Here is a 16,484-nt window from a genome sequence, read left to right on the forward strand (position 1 = left end):
ATGGTGGCTCAGGCCTGTTCGCCCGCCACCCCTTCATCTGTGCCGATCGGTTTGCCCTTGTGGGTAACCACGGTTTTCGGACGCTCTTTTCCCTTTTCCGGAGGGGTGGAAAGCGCCACGAATTTCTCCCGCTTCAGCCGCACCTGAATCATGTGCGGACAGCGGTGGTCGTCCTGGTAAAGTTCCTGGCAATGCATGCAGTAGATGCACTCGTTGACGTTGATCTGCCCTTCCGGGTGGATCGACTGCACGGGACATTCCTTGGCGCAGCGCTGGCAGGGCGAACCGCATTCCGGCCAGCGCTTCAGCCATTCGAACATTCTGATATGGCCGGGAATGGCGAGTGCGGCGCCGAGCGGGCAGAGATACCGGCAATAGAAGCGCTCGACGAAAAGGCCGGCGGCGAGCAGCGTCAGCGCGAAGATCACGAAGGGCCATTCGCGGGCGAATTTCAGGATGATCGCCGTCTTGAAGGGCTCGATTTCGGCAAAGGTCTCCGCCAGCGCCAGCGAATAGAGCGACAGGCCGAAGAGGCCGAGGAAGATGATGTATTTGACGGGCCAGAGGCGCTCATGCAGGCCCCAGGGCAACTTGACCTGCGGCACCTTCAGCCATTTGGCGATACCGTTGGTGAGTTCCTGCAGCGCGCCGAAGGGGCAGAGCCAACCGCAGAAGGGCCCGCGCCCCCAGAACAGCAACCCGGCGGCAACCGACGCCCAGAGAATGAAGATCAGCGGCGCGGACAGGAAGAAATCCCAGTGGAAACCGGAGATAAGCGCATTGATGAAAGTCAGGACATTGACCACCGAAAGCTGCGCATTGGCATACCAGCCGAGCCAGACCAGCGCAAAGAGCAGATAGCCGCGCCGGACCCAGCCGAACAGTTTCGGGCGTTTGACCAGCCAGTCCTGAAAAAAGAAGATGGCAGTGAGAACCAGAAGCCCGGTAAAGGTGATGGCGACGGAGACGCGGTTCATCTCCCAGATACTGATCCAGAGCGGCGCGCTTTCTTCCCCGAAAACAACGGCGTCCGGCGTCGTTGCGGCCGCCGGCACGGGCGCAGCCGGCACTGGCGCGGCGGGCGTCTCGACGCTCACATAGGCGTCCGGCAGCGTATAACCGAGATCATAGGGCATCGTCGCCTTGTCGCGAACGCCGGTGGTGCGCTGCACCAGAAGCTGCAGGTCCCACGGTTCGGTCATGTCGAAGGCGAAGCTGTCGGGGACGACGTAAAGCGCGATTTCCCGCAGATGCGGCGCACCGGCCGCGGCGATCTGCGTCAGCCGTGTATGGTCCCGGTCGCGAAAACGGATGCCCTGCCCGTCCTGGAGAAGCTCGATACGGTCGAAAATGCCGCCACGCACATAACCCGATCCCTTGAAGGAATAGGCGCCGTCGCCCGCCACCAGAATGGCCGACTGGCCGGGCTTCAGGCGTTTTGCCAGCCGCGCATAGCCCTCTTCGCCCAGAAGGCTGCGGCCAATGGCCGGCACGCTGACGGGCGCGACGTAGAGATCGATGAACGTATCCTGCGGATCGGGCGTTTCCGGTGTCCGGGCCGCATCCGGCTGTCCGGCTTTGACGAAAGCGCCCGATACCTCGCCCACCGTCAGGCGCAGGCTGCGGATGGAACCATCGCCAAGCAGCGTCTGCCAGTCGGATATGTCCTGTTTCGAAAGATCGAGTTTTCTCACCACCTGCGGTGCTGCGGCCACGCCCGCCGCCGCCGTACCGTCTCCGAGCCTGCCGCTGCGAATGAGCTTGACCGCCGAGCGGACCACGCTGTCGCCCATCACCAGCACCGTCACCGTCGCGCCGCTGACGATATCGACCTGTGGCGGGCGCTCAGCACCGGCGGCAACCTTCGCCAGATCGCGGCCGATCACCGAATTCAGCGCCGCCACCACCCGGGCTTCGGGTATGCCGATCAGCACGATCGGCTCCTTGTGATCGACAAGTTTCAGACCGCGTACAACGCCGGCCTTGTCGATACCGACGACGATGTGGATCGGCTTGCCGGAATAGCCGGTCGAATTGGTGAAATCGGAATTGAGATAGGCGTAACCGGCAATATCCTTGCCCTTGTAGACGGACACGATGGCCGGCTCACCCACCGGCTCGCCAAAACGGTCGGCCGCCGCAAACAGCTCCGCCGGCTGAACCTTGGCGAGATAATCGGCAAGACTGCTGGCTGCGAATGCCTGGCCCGCCAGGGTGAAAAGCGCGATCAGAAAAGCAAGAAAGACCGCCGGACCATGTCTCCCGATATCAGTATTTTTCGGCATTGGGCATTCCATCGGGGTGCGACATGACATTCGTTTCCGCCCCCGGCCCTGTCGCATCGGTCCGGTTCAGGGGATCAAGGGCAAAATAATCGCGCCTCCCAAAGCCTCATTGATCCAGAACAAATACGCCGTCGTTTGATGTGGCAGGTTATGGCTGGAAACCGAAGAGAGCCCCATGCCGAAACTGAATGCCGAACCGCCCGTTCTGACAACGATGCAAGCCGTGCTGGAAACCGCAGCCCGCATGGAGCAGGAAGCAATCGACGGCTATCGCGCGCTCAGACAGCGGATGCTGGATGAAAACCAGCCGGCGCTCGCAACCGTTTTCGACCGGCTGATCGCCGAGGAGGAATCGCATCTGCGTCAGGTCGACATCTGGGCGGCAGAAACAGCGCCGGCCGACAGGACGGGCACCATCGCCGCACCGGATCTGTCACCCATGTTCGATGCCGAAGGCGCCGATATGGTGCCGCCGGAAACGCTGGACGCCTACCGCGCCTTTTCGGCCGCCGTCCGTAACGAGGAAAGAGCCTTTGTTTTCTGGAGCTACGTTGCCGCCCAGGCCCCCAATGCCGACGTGCGGCAGGCGGCGGAAAAAATGGCGCGCGAGGAACTCGGCCACGTCGCGACGATGCGCCGGGAAAGGCGTCTGGCGTTTCATGTAGCAAGGGCCGAAGCACCACCGGGGGACGCACCGGATATTATCGGGCTCGAGGACCATTTCCTGAAATTGCTTGCGAGCTTGCCCGAATGGCGGGACGATAGGACGTTACAGGGATTTGCCGAAGAGACGCGGGAGCGCATCGCGGCAATTCCCGGAATGGCGTTCCGCCGCAAGCCACGACTGTCCGGCCAGCTCGATCTGGCGCTCGGAAGACCGGTCACGCTCTGCGGCATTCTGCTGGACTATTATCTCGACCTGATGAATTGCGAGAAAAACGAGCCGGCGGTCGATTTTGCCGGAACCGCCGCCTCGCAGCTGGTCCGCTGCTTCGCCTTTCTCAGAAATCTCGGCTCCTCCGCCTGATCGCTTTCCGCTATCGCGATCACAGGCGGCGATGGCCCCATCCGCTTCAAATCACGCGCCACCGTCAGACAGGCGGCCGATATCGAAACATCCGCATATGGAAAGACAGGCCCTGCACATTTACAGCGCCCTGGCGAAACGTTCCAGTTTACCCAGCGTTTGCTGCCCCAGTTCCACGGCACCGAAGCCCTTCGCCTGCTGGAACTCGGCTTCCGTGCTGAACACCATGCCCAGCACAACTTTCGTCCCGCCGTCCTGATCTTCGAAGGACGCCCAGGCATCGGCATGTTTCGGCCCGTTTTCGCCCCACAACAACGTATAGCCGATCCTCTCTTCGGGCCGCACCTCGATATAACGATGATGGTTCGGAAAGATGGTTCCGTCAGGGCCGATCATGTCGAATATCCATTCCCCGCCGGTGCGCAGATCAATCCTCTTCGTGCGGCAGGAAAATCCGTCAGGACCCCACCATTGCGGCAGCGTCTCCTCGTTCATCCAGGCTTTCCAGACAATGTTTCGCGGCACTTTCATCGTCCGCTCCAGCACCATGGTCCGCGCCGCCACATTGGCCAGATTGTTCAGACCCGCGCTGAATCCCGCTTGGTAGCCATCCCGCATATCCTCCGCCAGTGACGAAAGCTGCACCGTTACGGTCAACCGGCTGCGCTCTTCCCCGGCTAGAAAATCGGCCGTCACCAACGCTGCCGACTGCGTCACGCCACCAGAGGAAACCACCTCGTAATTCACGCTGCGGCGGGCCGGCTGCAGCTCCAGCCAGCCGCATTCACACTGGATATCCGGCTGCCCGGCGACCTTGCAGAGCGAGACTTCGCGACCGCCCGGCCTGCTGTCCGCCTCCAGAAATTCGACTGTCACCGAGGGCGCGGGAGAAGCCCATACCGCCCGGGCGGCGGGTGACAGCCAGACCTGCCAGAGGACCGGCAATGGAACGGCAACCTCCCGTTCGAAGCTCAGCGTCGCAAAACGGTCCTGTGCCTGATGCGGTTCAGTGCGTCCGCCGTCCTGACCGGGTTTCATTGTCATTCTGAATCCTCCTTCATGACCTGCATTGCAAATGCCTCCAGCCGGTCAAGCCGGCTCTCCCACATGGCCCGCTGTTCATCGAGCCAAGTTCTCACCGGCTCCAGCGCTTCGGGCACGATCGCGCAGGTGCGCACCCGTCCGTCCTTGGACGTGGTGATCAACCCCGCCTCCTCCAGCACGGAAAGATGGCGCATCACCGTGGGTAAACGTAGCCCCGTGGGAGCGGACAATTCCGTAACCGGCGCCGGCCCGCCTCCAAGCCGGGCGAGGATCGCCCGCCGTGTCGGATCGGCAAGCGCCTGGAAGATCGTTGAAAGTTCCTGATAATGCTTAGTCATATTGCTAACTATCATCTTCCATCGCGACGACGCAAGGGAAAACTTAGCAGATCAACTAAGTTTTCTTGGATGAAGGGGCCACGATCGAAGGGTCACGGGTTCCGTTCAGATGCCAGCGCCTTTTGCCGGCCACAGCTACCGGCGCTCGTCAACCGGCGGCGGATATCACTATTGAGCCGGAAATCGGCCATTAAAAGTTGTAAAAAACGATTGACTCTCGTGGCCATGTGAGTGAGCTTCGCCGGCAAATGACGGGGAAAAGAACAAATCATCATGTCGCCAGAACGTTTTAATCAATGCCTGCGGGTGATCCGCTGGACGCCGATCAACATCGCGTCCGCCCTGCAATGCGAACTTTCATGGATCGAGGCGCTGGAAGCGGGCAACGAGGAGGTTCCAGCCGGCCTCGCCACCTGGCTGGAAACGCTTGCGCAAGCCCATGAAGCGCTTCCGCCGCCGTCGACATACAGAGGAAAACGGTCGACATTCTGATGCGGCCGATCGCTGTCAGCCTTCACCAACAACCGGATTACTCGAAATGAAATATGTCATTGCAGCTCTTGGCGTCATCACCTTCTCAAGCCCCGTCCTCGCGGCATCCTGCGAGAAGAACTTCACCGTATCAGGCGTGCCGATGGTAACGGCCGTCTCTTACAAATCGTGGCAGGAACTACCGAAGGCGAAAGCGCCCGCCGTGCTTCAAAAGCTCGCTCAGGCCGTGGCGGCGGAAGGTTTTTCAGGCATCCAGATCAACAAGGCACTGTCTTCGATCGACGCCCATCAGGAGACCAGCGGCAGCGGCAGAATTCAGACGCTGCGGGTTGTCGCCCGGCAGAAGGGCGCCAGCGTCCGGATCGATGCCGTTTTCAGCATTCAGGCAGGGCAGATCGCCGACAAGAACGTCATCCGTGAGGGCATCTGCAACATCATAAACGGTGCGTGAAATCAGGTAGATAAAACTACCCGCTCGCAGTCTCGATGACGGCGCGCACCAACATCAAAAATGGAACAACTGAACCGGTGCGGCGCGTCTGTGGCAAAACGTCCGCGCCGGCTGGCCGGGCACGAATGGCGAGCCATGCATGCTCCCACGCCGTTGATGACGATGCTTCCGGTATGGCGGACAAACCCGGAATCTGCGATGGGTGCAGGCAGGGATAGTGTCCGTGGCCGGAAGCGCCACGAAGCGACGGGGAAAAAATGCCGATTTATGAACTGGCCGCCGTGGGCGCCGCGACGTGCTGGGCGCTGACCGGGCTTTTGTCCGCAGGCCCGGCGGGACGTCTTGGAGCGCTCGCCTTCAACAGGACACGGCAGCTTTTCGTCGCCTCCCTGCTGGGGATCTATGTCCTTGCCTCTGGCGCCTGGCGGGAACTTCAGCCCGAGGCGCTGTCATCGCTTCTCCTGTCCGGCTTCATCGGTATTTTCGTTGGCGACACGCTTCTCTTCACCTGCCTCAATCGGCTGGGACCGCGCCGCTCGGGAATCCTGTTCGCCCTTAATGCCCCAATCGCCGCGCTGCTCGGATGGGCCGTGCTTGACGAGCAGCTTCCCGTCACCGCCATTGCCGGTATAGGCCTGACCCTCGGCGGCGTGCTGCTTGCAATTCTCTTCGGCAAGCGAAAGGCGCAGCTGCATGAATGGGAGAGCGTCAAGGGGCCGCTTTGGCTCGGCGTGCTCTTCGGCCTTCTCGCCGCACTCAGCCAAGCTGTCGGTTCCCTGATCGCACGGCCTGTCATGGCGACCGGGATCGATCCTGTTGCCGCTTCGATGCTGCGCGTCGGGGTGGCCGCTCTCTGCCTGACGGCGCTTACCACGCTGCCCATCGCGGCTGTCAGGCCGAAAGGCCCGCTGACCAAAAGCCTGTTCCTCCAGACGGCACTCACCGGCATCATCGCCCTGGCTTTTGGCATGACGCTCCTTCTCTTCGCCCTTTCCGGCGGCAAGGTCGGCATCGTCTCGACACTGTCGGCGACGACACCGGTGATTATCCTGCCACTGCTCTGGCTGAGAACAAGGGAGCTGCCGGCGCCCGGCGCATGGGCCGGCGCCGCACTTGTCGTGGCCGGCATGGCGCTCATGTTCTGGAGGTAGCTCCCTCCTTCAAAACTGCCGGCTAACCCAGTTTTTGCGCTAGCCCCGCAGCAAGCCAGGCAAGGTCGCAGAGATATCTCCTGCGCAGCGAGGTCTTCCAGGCGGGGAAACACCCGGCGATGACCACTTGCTAAGCAACTTTTGCGTGCTTAAAAGGCGCCCAATATAAGTTCGTGAGAGAGGACAAACTTCGTGGAACAGGAAAATACCCAGACCGGCAAGGGTCGGCGCAAGGCGCTTTGGGCAACGGTTGCGATTATTGCCGTCGCTGCCGCAGGCGTTATCGGCGGCAAGGCCTTCTACGAAGCAAAGGTCAACGAGCTGGTTGCCCGCAGCGGCGCAACTGCCGGTTCCGTGGAAGCCGACTTTCTCGGAAAAATTCATATTCGCGATCTGACATTGCCGCTTGAAGACGGCAAGAACATCAAGATCGCCGCTATCGATGGACGTCCGAAACTTCCTTTTCTGGACGGCGCACTGGACATGAACGGCATCGATATCGATGTGCCAACCGGTAAAATCTCGATGGCGCATGCCCGCGTCGAGAATGCCGCTTTCAAGAAGCCGGCCCCGGCGGCATCCGGCGACGGGAATGCCAACTCCCTGCCAAGGCGCATAGAGCGCTTCGCGGCAACGCGCATTTCCACGCCTGAGGTGACATTCACGCAGTCCGTCGCCGATACCGAGCAGAAGACCGTTTACAGAAACGCGTCTCTTACCGACATCGCCGATGGCCGGATCAGCCGCTATTTGATCGACAATGGCAGCTACGACATCAAGATGGCGCTGCCGGACAGCGACGGCGCCATGAAGGAAAAGCATTTGGTCGTATCGACCGGCACCATCGCCGGGCAGGATATCGATGTCGCTTATCTTGCCAGGCTCTACACGGAAAAGGCAGGCCCCGACGACAAGGAGGCAAAGCCTCTCTATGGCCCGCTCTCCGTTGCCAAGATTTCGTTCACGGATGGCGACGGTCATTTCAGCTACGACGAGATCCGCAGCGACGGTTTCAGTGCCCGGCTGCCAGCCGAGCCGCTTCTGGAGACGCTGAAGGCACTGAGCGCAACCAAGAATGTTGACGAACTTTCACCGCAGGAGCGTCAGGCCTATTTCACCAAAGGCCTGTCCATTCTCGACATGATTGGCAAGAGCAACATGCAGCTGCTCGGGTTCAAGGCCGATGCCCCGGACGAAAGCGAGGGATCGGAGGGCAAAAGGGTCAAGGCCGCCATCGATCGTATCGACATGCAGATGGATAGCCGCAGGCTCGACTTCGGCCTGAACGGCATGTCGGTCGGCAACGGCACCGATACGATCGAAGTCGCCGAGGCGAGCCTCAAGGGTTTTGACTGGAGCTCGACAGTCGAAGGCCTCTCTCAGATCGCAGGGCTCGACGACACGCAGATTGAGACCTTTCCGTTTAACCGTCTTATCCCGGAACTGGGAACGATCCGTGTCGGCGGCATCAACGTCGACGTCGCCGCGCCGGAAAAGCCGGAGGAAGAGACGGAAGGCACGCCTGAACGCATCAAGTTCACGCTCCGGAATTTCGAGATGGGACTGACAAAGCCCTTCAACGGCATCCCGACCGATATCGAGTTCAGGCAGGACGGCCTGTCTCTTCCCATCCCGGCCGATTCATCGGAGGAAGTATTTGTTGAAGCACGCAAGCTGGGTCTGGAGTCACTCGAACTTTCCTATGCCCTCGCCGCAGGCTGGGACGAACCGAACAACAACCTGATGATCCGGGAAATCTCCTTCAGCGGCAAGGATATCGGCAGCGTCAATTTTTCCGGCCTTGCAAGCGGGTTTACGGAAGAGTTCTTCGCCTTCGACATCAATCGCGCTCAGGCCGCACTTTTCGGGCTGGCGGGTCGCGAGTTGAAACTCACGGTCAAGGACGAGGGTTTGATGGCCAAGGCCATCAAGCTTTATGCCCTGCAAAACGATATGACCGAAGATCAGGTGCGCGGCACCCTGACGTTGGTGGCCAATGTGCTGTTGCAGCAGGTCGCGGCTGAACAGCCAAAGCTTCAGGGCGCCGTGGACGCCCTCGCCCGCTTCATCAGCGCGCCGGGAACCCTGACAGTGATGGTCAAATCGACGGGCGCCAATGGCCTTGGCCTTTTTGATCTGGCTGCAGCCTCCGACAATCCCATGCTTCTTCTCGACAAGGTCGATATTCAGGCGACGGCCGATTAAGCCGTCCTCTCCGCCGCCAATCGTCTCAAGCTCGGTTTTCCGGGCTTGAGACCACCTAACGACATGCCTTTCTGACGCTTTTCCATGGCAGCAGGCAAATTGAATGAACAAAATTTTATTGATTTTTATCATATATTTATACAAATTAATGAAAGTAAGAAATTAGAAAAATCGCGCATCGCTGCCAATAGCGCTAATGCGGACGAGGCCCCATCAATGGCTGGAATTATGGCAAGCCATATCGGTGCAATCAGTCATCGGGAAAAACGAACTTTACTCTCCGCCGCAGGGCACTGAAGACGGGATTGTGGAAAAAGCAGGCCGAAGAACCGGATTTTTCAGCGGATTTGCGCTAGACAAGCCATTACGGTTCAATCGGAGAGAGAGGCCATATGCTGATATTCGAGATCATCATTGTTTCAGCGGCGCTGCTCGCCGTCAGCCTTCTGGCAGCCCAGCAGATTGTCGCTCAGATCAGGGAATATCGGTTTTACAGGGAAAATGGCGGTGATTTTTCCGTCGACAGCGGCGTGGATTACCTCCGGCTGGATAAATCCCTTTATTACAACAGCCTCCGCCTTACGAACTGGCAGCGTTTTTATCTCTTCCGCCCGGCCTGCATCGTCATGCTCATCGCATTTCTGGGCATGATGATCGTGGCCCTGTTCTAAGGGCAAGCACCTCGTCCCTGGAACGCGTCACGATATCGGATCGGCAGAGTGATCTGTGCCTGCGAAAGACGCAGTCCTGGGCGGCACAGGCAGGCCAGTCAGACAATCCTGAAATTCAGATCGGCCCAATGGTCATACGGCGCCTTGACCCGCTTCTTCGGCTCGACAGCGCCGCTGCCCACCCGGGAGGAATATGCCCGGCCTCCGCGAAGCGCATTACCCGATCGTATAGTTCGATGCCATGCCACGAAGATGCGCGACTGTTGCTTGCGACAACGCACCGCTGCCCAGATAATCGGCAAAGCTGTAGGAGAATATGTCGCTTCGTTCTATCGCCTGAACCAGATTGGCATTACCGAAGACAACGAAGTATTCATGATCCTCAGGCGTCCATATCCACAGATCATGGCCTGAAAATCCGATCAAAAGGCTATAAGGTGCGTTTTCGAAAAGCGCGTCGAGCATCGGCCCGACCGGTTGTGATCCAAAATGACGTAGCGGCTGCCCGCATTCGCAAGCATAAAAATCGATCTCGGCAGCACTGATCCGCTTAGCAACGAGAGCGATCTCTTCTTCACTCGGAAACTCGGGGAAAACTCGCGCAGCGAAATTGCGGCTCCGAATAAGCCTGCTATCCAGCGTACAATCTTCTATAATGAAGTCCACCATCCAAACCCCGACGCCATCTACCGGCAGAGAAGTCGCTTGATGTTAAACTGACGGCCCGTCAGGCGTTCTCAAAATTCAGATCGGCCCAATAATCGAATAATGCTTTGACCTGCTTCTTCGGCTCAACAGCGCCGCTGCGCACCAGAGAGGAATATGTTCTTCCTCCGCGGGCTGATATTTCGTCAACCAGCATCGCAATCCTCTCTTTCGATGCGGCAACGAGAAAGACATCCCGGTCGTCGCTCACATAAATCAGCGCATCATTGGGTGAGAAAATATATTTATCAGCATCGACAAATTCGCTTTCCCGCTTAACCGCGTCGGAAAACGAGGAAACGAACGAATGCTCGAGCTGTTCATCCGCGCTTGAAACGAACAGTTGACGCGAGCCGAAAAACGCCTCGAAGGCCTCGTATTCGGCGTCATCCAACCAGTCCGTACCGAAAAAAATGCTGCAGCCGTTCCTGCGGCAAAATTCCTTGTCTATTCCATATCGATCGGATTTCATCTTGGCCTCATGTGGATGGACTGCCGGGATATCTGTATTTTCGGAAGGGCCGCCCGTTCGGCTTTATGATATCGAGTGTCGGTCCGTTGCTTTTACTTTCGGGTCGCACTGTCACGGTTCGGCCGTCGGAAAGCTTGCCAATCCTTATACCATTTCCTTTGTCGACCGAATTGTCTCCCACAAGATCATCGAAGTCCTTGTTCGCATCGTCAACGGTGCCCGGCCTGTCCCTGTTGAAATCCTTGTCACCGGGTTTCTGGGTGGAATCGGCATCCATCTCGCCGATCTTTTCTTTTTCTTTTTGCTCTTTCGCCTCGGCGCAATCACCCGTGCAATCAGACGCATCATTGTTCTGCAACGTGCTGTCGGCGTCATCATCCGCCTTCGACATCTGCTGGCTGACGATATAGGCTCCGCCAATGATCGTTACTGCTGCAAGAATGCCATAAGCCACCCAGCCGGGTGGTCCGCCCGCCAGAAGGGGCGCGCCGGCAACAAGTGTGGTCATGCCTTCCCCCCATGCCGCGCCGCAGCCGTGACAGATGTCAGCAACAGCCGCACTTTCTCATCCGCGGTAACCTCTCCCCGGCTCATCATATAGTCAGTCACGCCCGGCTGTTGTGTCAGACGACCGCCGGTGATGGCCTGCAGATAACACCAGCGTCCCAAATCCGCTTCCGAACGCACGCCGAGCGATCTTGCCTCGCGCATGTGAGACGTTATCCAGACGTCGCGCTGCTTCTCATCCAGATGTTTCAGTTGATCTTCGGCATTACGTTCAAGATAGGCAGATATTTTCCGCCGGGACGCCTGATCCCGCACCTTGGAAATTGACGCCATCATATCCTTTGACAGGACAAGCGACCTGCCGAGCCGACGATCCGGCGAAAACGCCAGTCTCGCCCGCTTCACCCCACCACCCCATTCAGCATCGGGCGCGAACAAGATCTGCATGGCGGGGCCGAAAAGATTATCGAGCTGAATCTTATCCAGAACTGGAATGATCTGCACCATGACATTCGCATCCGCATGCCGGAAAATCAGCGGATCATGATCAGCGGGCGCTGCGTCTTCAGCGACTGGACGGGCGGATGCGTCGGCATCTGAGGTCTTCCTGTCACTACCCAGCACCTCATACACAACCTCACTACCATTCCATGCCTTCGGCACGAATATCCGGTTGAGGCCACGCAAATGACGGTAAAGCCCCTCAGCATCGAAATTGCTTTCACCGGACCAGAAAACCACCGCCGGTTTACCCTGACTCAGCATCATGATCTTCCGAAGACGATCCGTGATCGTTATCTTGTCGCCTTCCAATGTCGGCAGCATTCCGCCGCCGGTCGGATCACCCGCCTGCAGGGATGATACCATTCTGGCGGAGAGCGCGGCCGAACTGGCCTGCAGCGCCTCGTCGGACAGATCGTCTTCAGCGTCGACCGCGGATGACGATGTATCCGGAAAATCTTGTGTGGCAGCCTGGTAAGGGTCTATCAGCCAGGGTCCGCCAAGGATGACGGCGTAGTCATCGCCCGCATAACGGTAGAGCGGCCGGTGGGCAATATCAGCCTCTTTCAACAATTGCGGCAGATCGCTGTATTGCGCGCCATCCATGACGGCGTAAACACGCTTTGCCGGATCAACTGCAAGTTCGCAAACTGCATTCAGCAAGGCCTGCGAGGCGGCATCCTCTCGCCTGTCGTCACGGGAGCCTGCGAGCATGAAACTATCCCCGCACCATCGGCATCGATCTCGACGCCATGTTCTTCTGGCAATCAGTACCGCCGGCACCTCCAGCCTGGCCAGAACCGGAGCCCGAACCATCGCCGATAAAGACATTGGAGGAGCCCGTCTGCGCCTGTCCTCCGCAATCGATCGCATCCCCAATCCGGCCAGCCGGCTTGCCATTGATGAAAACCGTCGATGATCCGGCGGCGAGCTTGCGCCCATGCGAGGGTTCCGGGCAAACCAGGCAGCCATGGGGAACATAAGCATCTCCCACACGCATTAACCGCTTGTGGTTCACGAACACATCCGGACTACCGCCCGTCGCAAGCGTCGGCGGGAAATGGCACGAGTGGCCGGAACCTATATCGGAACGTCGATGTGCTTCAGGCATAGGCCATGTCTCCCGTTTACCGCGTCTGAAGCATAGCGCGGGTCAACTGCCCCGGCCGGGCATCCTGCGGCAGAACAAAGGATGGAGATAGCCGTTCAGGTCTCGACGCAAGGGCAAGCGCGACGGCGAAATCATCATGCTCGCTGCGCAGAAGCGCGCCCAGATCGGCGGGAACGATTGCGGGATTGAGCATCAGGGCAGCGAAATCGCTACCGATTTCAGGGTCGATCCGCCATTCCGAGTTTTTTCCGCGATCAGCGACCTCTACAAAGGTGACATCCCCCTGGCACCAGGAAAGAGCGGAGCAGCCGACCGGCGTCCAGCCTTGTCCGTCGCACAGCATTCGCCATCTCTCTGCGGGAAACCGCGAAAGGTTTCGCAACAGGTCATGCTGGGTTTTTATTGCCTTCAAGGCAATATCACGACTGGAACCACCCGCGTTCAGCAAGCTCACATAGGTGTTTCTCCACTGGCGTTCGGTGGAATGCAGTTCCAGCCAAATGCCCACCGGTGTCGATCCATCTTCAAATTTCACTGGCTTCGATAACATCGGTCTCAACGCCCTTCATAAAAGATATGCTGCTTGTCCATCGGCACCCAGGGCATGAACGGGTTGCTGTCTGGAGAACGCGCGCCAGAATAGAATTTCTCGGTCATTTCCACGGACCGCTGCAGCGCATAATCGGAATCCGGGAAGCCGTATTTCGTCGGGTTGACCTGCATATCCTTGGTGATCGAGTTAATGATACGATCCTGCTCGGCGATGCGATCAAGCTGCTTCTGGTAGGTATATTCCTGCGACTTCCATTCGCGGAAGAACGGATGGACATTATAGGCCTGGAAGGGATATTCCTCGCGTTTGGAGCGGGAGAGTTCGGTCCACAGGGAATACCATTTCTTCACCCGCCAGAAACCGATCATGGAGCCGAGCGAAGCACCGATCAGCGTCGCCTCGGTCTTGACATTGAGAGCCGTCGCGCCCTTGAAAAGGTTGCGGGCATCGGCGAGATAATAGGTCCCGGCCCCGATCGCGGCATCGACGGAAGCACCCGAGACCCAGCCCATCGTATAATCGAGATCGTTGATGCTGAACGGCTTGAGGGCGCTCATTCCGTTCTGCTGCGCCGCGAGGAAACGGTAGATCTTCTCGGCGGAATCATACTGGTCGCCGGCAGTCGGGATGTCGGATATGTCCTTTGCGGTTTTCATATCCTCGATCCTCTTGAGCTGCTCGGACGCGCCGCCGCCCTGACCGATCCTGGTCGACTGGCCGCCGCTGCGCTCGACGCGCTTGGCGGCATTGGACATGCCGTAACCCGCTGTCAGTCCGGCGCCGTAAAACGAGGCAACGCAGGCGCAGAGATTCTCCCGGCCGAACATCAGAAAGGTGTGAGCGCCGAGAATGAGCGAAGCACCGCTGTCATAACCGATCAGCCATGACTGCGATTTGGTATAGGCAAAACCGACCCAGGAATCGGGATTATTCAGGTCGTTGCCATAGGGGAATTCGCTATCGCTCATTGCCCGTCCTGACTGTTCTTGAATGGCACGTAGGGTACGAAGGGTTTTGAGGGATCAAAATCCGGCTGTCCCGGATAGAGAAGGCAATAGAGCTTCTGCTGATAGACCACCGCCAGCGGATAACAGGCGTCCTTCTTGCTCATGCCGCCCGCCCCGCATTGCTGAAGCCCTTCGAGAACCTCCATCGCCCGGCATTTTTCGTCCTTGCAATCATAGTCCCTGACGCCCTCATAACCTTTCGAATAGAAAATCCGCGTTTTCGGGTAGCTGTCGAGCGGACCGAGAGCGCCCGCAAGCGCGGCATATGCCCGGTCAACATCCCGCTTCTCGCCCATATTGAAGGTGGATGGCGTGTCCGACGTGAAGGCGAATTTCGCCGGGTCTGTTTCGCACTCAAGTGCATGAGAAAGAGATCCGGAACCCATCAGGATCACACAGGCCGAAGCCAGTATTCTGATCATGTCGCTTCTCAATTCAAATCTATCCTTCCGCCGTTGACGACGACACGCTGTTCACCGTTGATCTCGATTTCCGCGAAATCGAGGAACAGCTTGGTGCCGCTCAGCGTGACGGTTCCATCCTCGTGCATCAGCACATTGGCTTTTCCGCAGGTCAGGTGCAGTTCGCCACCGCTGTGCACGGTCGCGCTGTTCTGCGCTGACAGCGACATCGTATCGTTGCTCATCAGATTGACGCGCGTTCCGGCATTGACGCTGTAGGACATGCCGACATTGGTCGCCATTCCGGCCCCGACATTGACCGCGTTGAACACCCCCACGCTTTCGGTTTTGTTCTTCTCGACAATCACCGACATATTGCCCTCGCCGGGATTGAGAAGTCCGGGGAAACCGAGATTTTTCGCCACATCGCCAATGCCGCTGACGAGGGAGTTCAACAGGGAATTGACAACCCGGCCGATACCGCTCGGACCGACCGTGATCATCATGTTGCCGCCGACAACCTCGTGGTGGTTGTTGCGGACCTCGATGGACTTGTTGTGGCCAACAGACTGAACCCAGTTATTGTCGATCCGTTCGCTGTGGTTGTTGCGTATCTTCTCGTTGCGATCCTTCTGGGCGTGGACATAGATTTCCTCCCGCCCGTTCTCGTCTTCGAAGGTCAGTTCGTTGAAGCCGGTTCCCTTGTGGGTATTGGTGCGGAATGTGCTCTTCGTCTTGTTGGCCGGCAGGTCATAAGGCACGGTCTGGCGCGCATTCGGCACCACCCCCGTCACCAGCGGCCGGTCCGGGTCGCCGTCGACAAAGGCAACCATCACCTCCATGCCGATGCGCGGGATAACCTGCGCACCCCATGTTCCGCCGCCCCATGCCTGGCTGACCCGCACCCAGCACGTATCGGTTCCATCCTTCTTCGCCTTGCGGTCCCACGGGAACCACAGCTTGATGCGGCCATACTGATCCGGATGGATCTCCTCGCCCGCAGGACCCGCCACGATCGCAACCTGCGTCCCCTCGATGCGCGGCCGCTTCGTCGCGCGATGCGGCGTCAGCGGCACCCGCGCCGGGATCGCCTCGAAACTGTTGCGATATTCCGGCTCGTTGCCATTCGTCTCATAAGAACGGTCGACAATACTGTGGCTCGCACGGATGATCACATGCTCTTCATAGGCGTGATCGGGATGGGCAACCTCGTAAGGCGTGAACCGCCGGCCCGCCTCCAGAATGCGCGAGGTGGACGAGCCGAACACCCGGTCATGATCCGCCTCGATCGACTGGGTTCTGAGTTTCTGCGCCCGCTCGGCCTCTTCAACCGTGCTGATCCGGGCCGGATATTCATAAAGCTCGCGCTTCGTCGCATCCGGCATCTGCACCAGCGACGGCGTCATCGTGCCCGGCACCATGCCCGGCGTCTCGAAGTTCCAGTCCGCGCCCGCCCGCTGGCCCGATACATAGGAGAACCGCCGTGCCCAGTCATTGATGTGGTTGCGGTCCGAAGACCCCTGCGCCAGACGCACCCTGCCCTCGCCCTGCGCCGAAGCCGAC

Annotated in this window: 19 protein-coding genes; 7 read left to right on the forward strand and 12 right to left on the reverse strand. The window is 58.9% G+C overall.

Annotation, left to right across the window (positions count from 1 at the left end; translation table 11 throughout):
- Nucleotides 1–8: 8 nt before the first annotated feature.
- Nucleotides 9–2,285, reverse strand: a complete 2,277-nt coding sequence (locus tag N434_RS23860) for a NosR/NirI family protein (RefSeq protein WP_110760582.1) — start codon at nt 2,283–2,285, stop codon at nt 9–11.
- Nucleotides 2,286–2,460: 175 nt separating this feature from the next.
- On the opposite strand from N434_RS23860, the gene N434_RS23865 reads away from it, so the two are divergent.
- Nucleotides 2,461–3,312, forward strand: coding sequence for a ferritin-like domain-containing protein (locus N434_RS23865; RefSeq protein WP_110760583.1), 852 nt, complete (start codon nt 2,461–2,463; stop codon nt 3,310–3,312).
- 120 nt (nt 3,313–3,432) lie between these two features.
- Here N434_RS23865 and N434_RS23870 read toward each other — a convergent pair whose 3' ends face one another.
- Together N434_RS23870 and N434_RS23875 are read right to left on the reverse strand one after the other, a co-directional pair.
- Nucleotides 3,433–4,356 carry an SRPBCC family protein gene (locus N434_RS23870; RefSeq protein ID WP_110760584.1) on the reverse strand — a complete coding sequence of 308 codons (924 nt, stop codon included), beginning with the start codon at nt 4,354–4,356 and terminating at the stop codon, nt 3,433–3,435.
- On the reverse strand, nt 4,353–4,694 hold the full coding sequence (locus tag N434_RS23875) for an ArsR/SmtB family transcription factor (RefSeq protein WP_181424061.1): 342 nt from the start codon (nt 4,692–4,694) through the stop codon (nt 4,353–4,355). The genes N434_RS23870 and N434_RS23875 overlap by 4 nt, the downstream gene beginning before the upstream one ends.
- Before the next feature lie 273 nt (nt 4,695–4,967).
- Here N434_RS23875 and N434_RS23880 point away from each other — a divergent pair, with 273 nt between their 5' ends.
- From N434_RS23880 to N434_RS23900, 6 genes are all read left to right on the forward strand, one after another.
- A complete protein-coding gene (locus N434_RS23880; RefSeq protein WP_003505772.1) occupies nt 4,968–5,186 on the forward strand; it encodes a hypothetical protein in 219 nt (72 codons plus the stop codon).
- Nucleotides 5,187–5,232: 46 nt separating this feature from the next.
- A complete protein-coding gene (locus N434_RS23885; protein WP_110760586.1) occupies nt 5,233–5,637 on the forward strand; it encodes a hypothetical protein in 405 nt (134 codons plus the stop codon).
- Between the two features lie 257 nt (nt 5,638–5,894).
- Nucleotides 5,895–6,788, forward strand: coding sequence for a DMT family transporter (locus N434_RS23890; protein ID WP_110760587.1), 894 nt, complete (start codon nt 5,895–5,897; stop codon nt 6,786–6,788).
- A gap of 192 nt (nt 6,789–6,980) precedes the next feature.
- The gene (locus N434_RS23895; protein ID WP_110760588.1) at nt 6,981–8,993 is read left to right on the forward strand and encodes an aq_1923 C-terminal domain; all 2,013 of its coding nucleotides are present in this window, start codon (nt 6,981–6,983) and stop codon (nt 8,991–8,993) included.
- An 84-nt stretch (nt 8,994–9,077) separates the two neighbouring features.
- Nucleotides 9,078–9,290 carry a hypothetical protein gene (locus tag N434_RS25520; RefSeq protein WP_146227710.1) on the forward strand — a complete coding sequence of 71 codons (213 nt, stop codon included), beginning with the start codon at nt 9,078–9,080 and terminating at the stop codon, nt 9,288–9,290.
- Nucleotides 9,291–9,385: 95 nt separating this feature from the next.
- Complete coding sequence (locus N434_RS23900) at nt 9,386–9,664, forward strand: hypothetical protein (protein WP_110760589.1); 279 nt, start codon at nt 9,386–9,388, stop codon at nt 9,662–9,664.
- A gap of 216 nt (nt 9,665–9,880) precedes the next feature.
- Here N434_RS23900 and N434_RS23905 read toward each other — a convergent pair whose 3' ends face one another.
- From N434_RS23905 to tssI, 9 genes are all read right to left on the reverse strand, one after another.
- Entirely contained in the window at nt 9,881–10,333 is a 453-nt protein-coding gene (locus tag N434_RS23905; RefSeq protein WP_286172392.1) for a hypothetical protein, read from the reverse strand.
- 58 nt (nt 10,334–10,391) lie between these two features.
- The gene (locus tag N434_RS23910) at nt 10,392–10,841 is read right to left on the reverse strand and encodes a hypothetical protein (RefSeq protein WP_110760590.1); all 450 of its coding nucleotides are present in this window, start codon (nt 10,839–10,841) and stop codon (nt 10,392–10,394) included.
- 7 nt (nt 10,842–10,848) lie between these two features.
- Complete coding sequence (locus N434_RS23915; RefSeq protein WP_110760591.1) at nt 10,849–11,349, reverse strand: hypothetical protein; 501 nt, start codon at nt 11,347–11,349, stop codon at nt 10,849–10,851.
- The gene (locus N434_RS23920; protein WP_110760592.1) at nt 11,346–12,563 is read right to left on the reverse strand and encodes a hypothetical protein; all 1,218 of its coding nucleotides are present in this window, start codon (nt 12,561–12,563) and stop codon (nt 11,346–11,348) included. Before N434_RS23920 ends, N434_RS23915 begins: the two co-directional genes overlap by 4 nt.
- Nucleotides 12,564–12,567: 4 nt before the next feature.
- Nucleotides 12,568–12,960, reverse strand: coding sequence for a PAAR domain-containing protein (locus N434_RS23925; RefSeq protein ID WP_110760593.1), 393 nt, complete (start codon nt 12,958–12,960; stop codon nt 12,568–12,570).
- 16 nt (nt 12,961–12,976) lie between these two features.
- On the reverse strand, nt 12,977–13,510 hold the full coding sequence (locus N434_RS23930; RefSeq protein WP_110760594.1) for a hypothetical protein: 534 nt from the start codon (nt 13,508–13,510) through the stop codon (nt 12,977–12,979).
- A gap of 5 nt (nt 13,511–13,515) precedes the next feature.
- Entirely contained in the window at nt 13,516–14,481 is a 966-nt protein-coding gene (locus N434_RS23935; protein ID WP_065116447.1) for a hypothetical protein, read from the reverse strand.
- Nucleotides 14,478–14,942, reverse strand: a complete 465-nt coding sequence (locus N434_RS23940; RefSeq protein ID WP_110760595.1) for a hypothetical protein — start codon at nt 14,940–14,942, stop codon at nt 14,478–14,480. The genes N434_RS23935 and N434_RS23940 overlap by 4 nt, the downstream gene beginning before the upstream one ends.
- 8 nt (nt 14,943–14,950) lie before the next feature.
- The coding region (tssI, locus tag N434_RS23945; RefSeq protein WP_110760601.1) for a type VI secretion system tip protein TssI/VgrG at nt 14,951–16,484 on the reverse strand (1,534 nt) is incomplete at its 5' end.

This window comes from Rhizobium sp. UGM030330-04, assembly GCF_003208455.1.
GTDB lineage: Bacteria > Pseudomonadota > Alphaproteobacteria > Rhizobiales > Rhizobiaceae > Agrobacterium > Agrobacterium rhizogenes_A.

Bases quoted from the DNA above. Each gene is read 5' to 3' on its own strand.
- N434_RS23920 (WP_110760592.1), bottom strand. From the start codon at position 12,563: ATGCTCGCAGGCTCCCGTGACGACAGGCGAGAGGATGCCGCCTCGCAG.
- N434_RS23930 (WP_110760594.1), bottom strand. From the start codon at position 13,510: ATGTTATCGAAGCCAGTGAAATTTGAAGATGGATCGACACCGGTGGGC.
- N434_RS23875 (WP_181424061.1), bottom strand. From the start codon at position 4,694: ATGACTAAGCATTATCAGGAACTTTCAACGATCTTCCAGGCGCTTGCC.
- N434_RS23890 (WP_110760587.1), top strand. From the start codon at position 5,895: ATGCCGATTTATGAACTGGCCGCCGTGGGCGCCGCGACGTGCTGGGCG.
- N434_RS23935 (WP_065116447.1), bottom strand. From the start codon at position 14,481: ATGAGCGATAGCGAATTCCCCTATGGCAACGACCTGAATAATCCCGAT.
- N434_RS23905 (WP_286172392.1), bottom strand. From the start codon at position 10,333: ATGGTGGACTTCATTATAGAAGATTGTACGCTGGATAGCAGGCTTATT.
- N434_RS23915 (WP_110760591.1), bottom strand. From the start codon at position 11,349: ATGACCACACTTGTTGCCGGCGCGCCCCTTCTGGCGGGCGGACCACCC.
- N434_RS23880 (WP_003505772.1), top strand. From the start codon at position 4,968: ATGTCGCCAGAACGTTTTAATCAATGCCTGCGGGTGATCCGCTGGACG.
- N434_RS25520 (WP_146227710.1), top strand. From the start codon at position 9,078: ATGGCAGCAGGCAAATTGAATGAACAAAATTTTATTGATTTTTATCAT.
- N434_RS23870 (WP_110760584.1), bottom strand. From the start codon at position 4,356: ATGACAATGAAACCCGGTCAGGACGGCGGACGCACTGAACCGCATCAG.
- N434_RS23900 (WP_110760589.1), top strand. From the start codon at position 9,386: ATGCTGATATTCGAGATCATCATTGTTTCAGCGGCGCTGCTCGCCGTC.
- N434_RS23885 (WP_110760586.1), top strand. From the start codon at position 5,233: ATGAAATATGTCATTGCAGCTCTTGGCGTCATCACCTTCTCAAGCCCC.
- N434_RS23865 (WP_110760583.1), top strand. From the start codon at position 2,461: ATGCCGAAACTGAATGCCGAACCGCCCGTTCTGACAACGATGCAAGCC.
- N434_RS23940 (WP_110760595.1), bottom strand. From the start codon at position 14,942: ATGATCAGAATACTGGCTTCGGCCTGTGTGATCCTGATGGGTTCCGGA.
- N434_RS23925 (WP_110760593.1), bottom strand. From the start codon at position 12,960: ATGCCTGAAGCACATCGACGTTCCGATATAGGTTCCGGCCACTCGTGC.
- N434_RS23860 (WP_110760582.1), bottom strand. From the start codon at position 2,285: ATGCCGAAAAATACTGATATCGGGAGACATGGTCCGGCGGTCTTTCTT.
- N434_RS23910 (WP_110760590.1), bottom strand. From the start codon at position 10,841: ATGAAATCCGATCGATATGGAATAGACAAGGAATTTTGCCGCAGGAAC.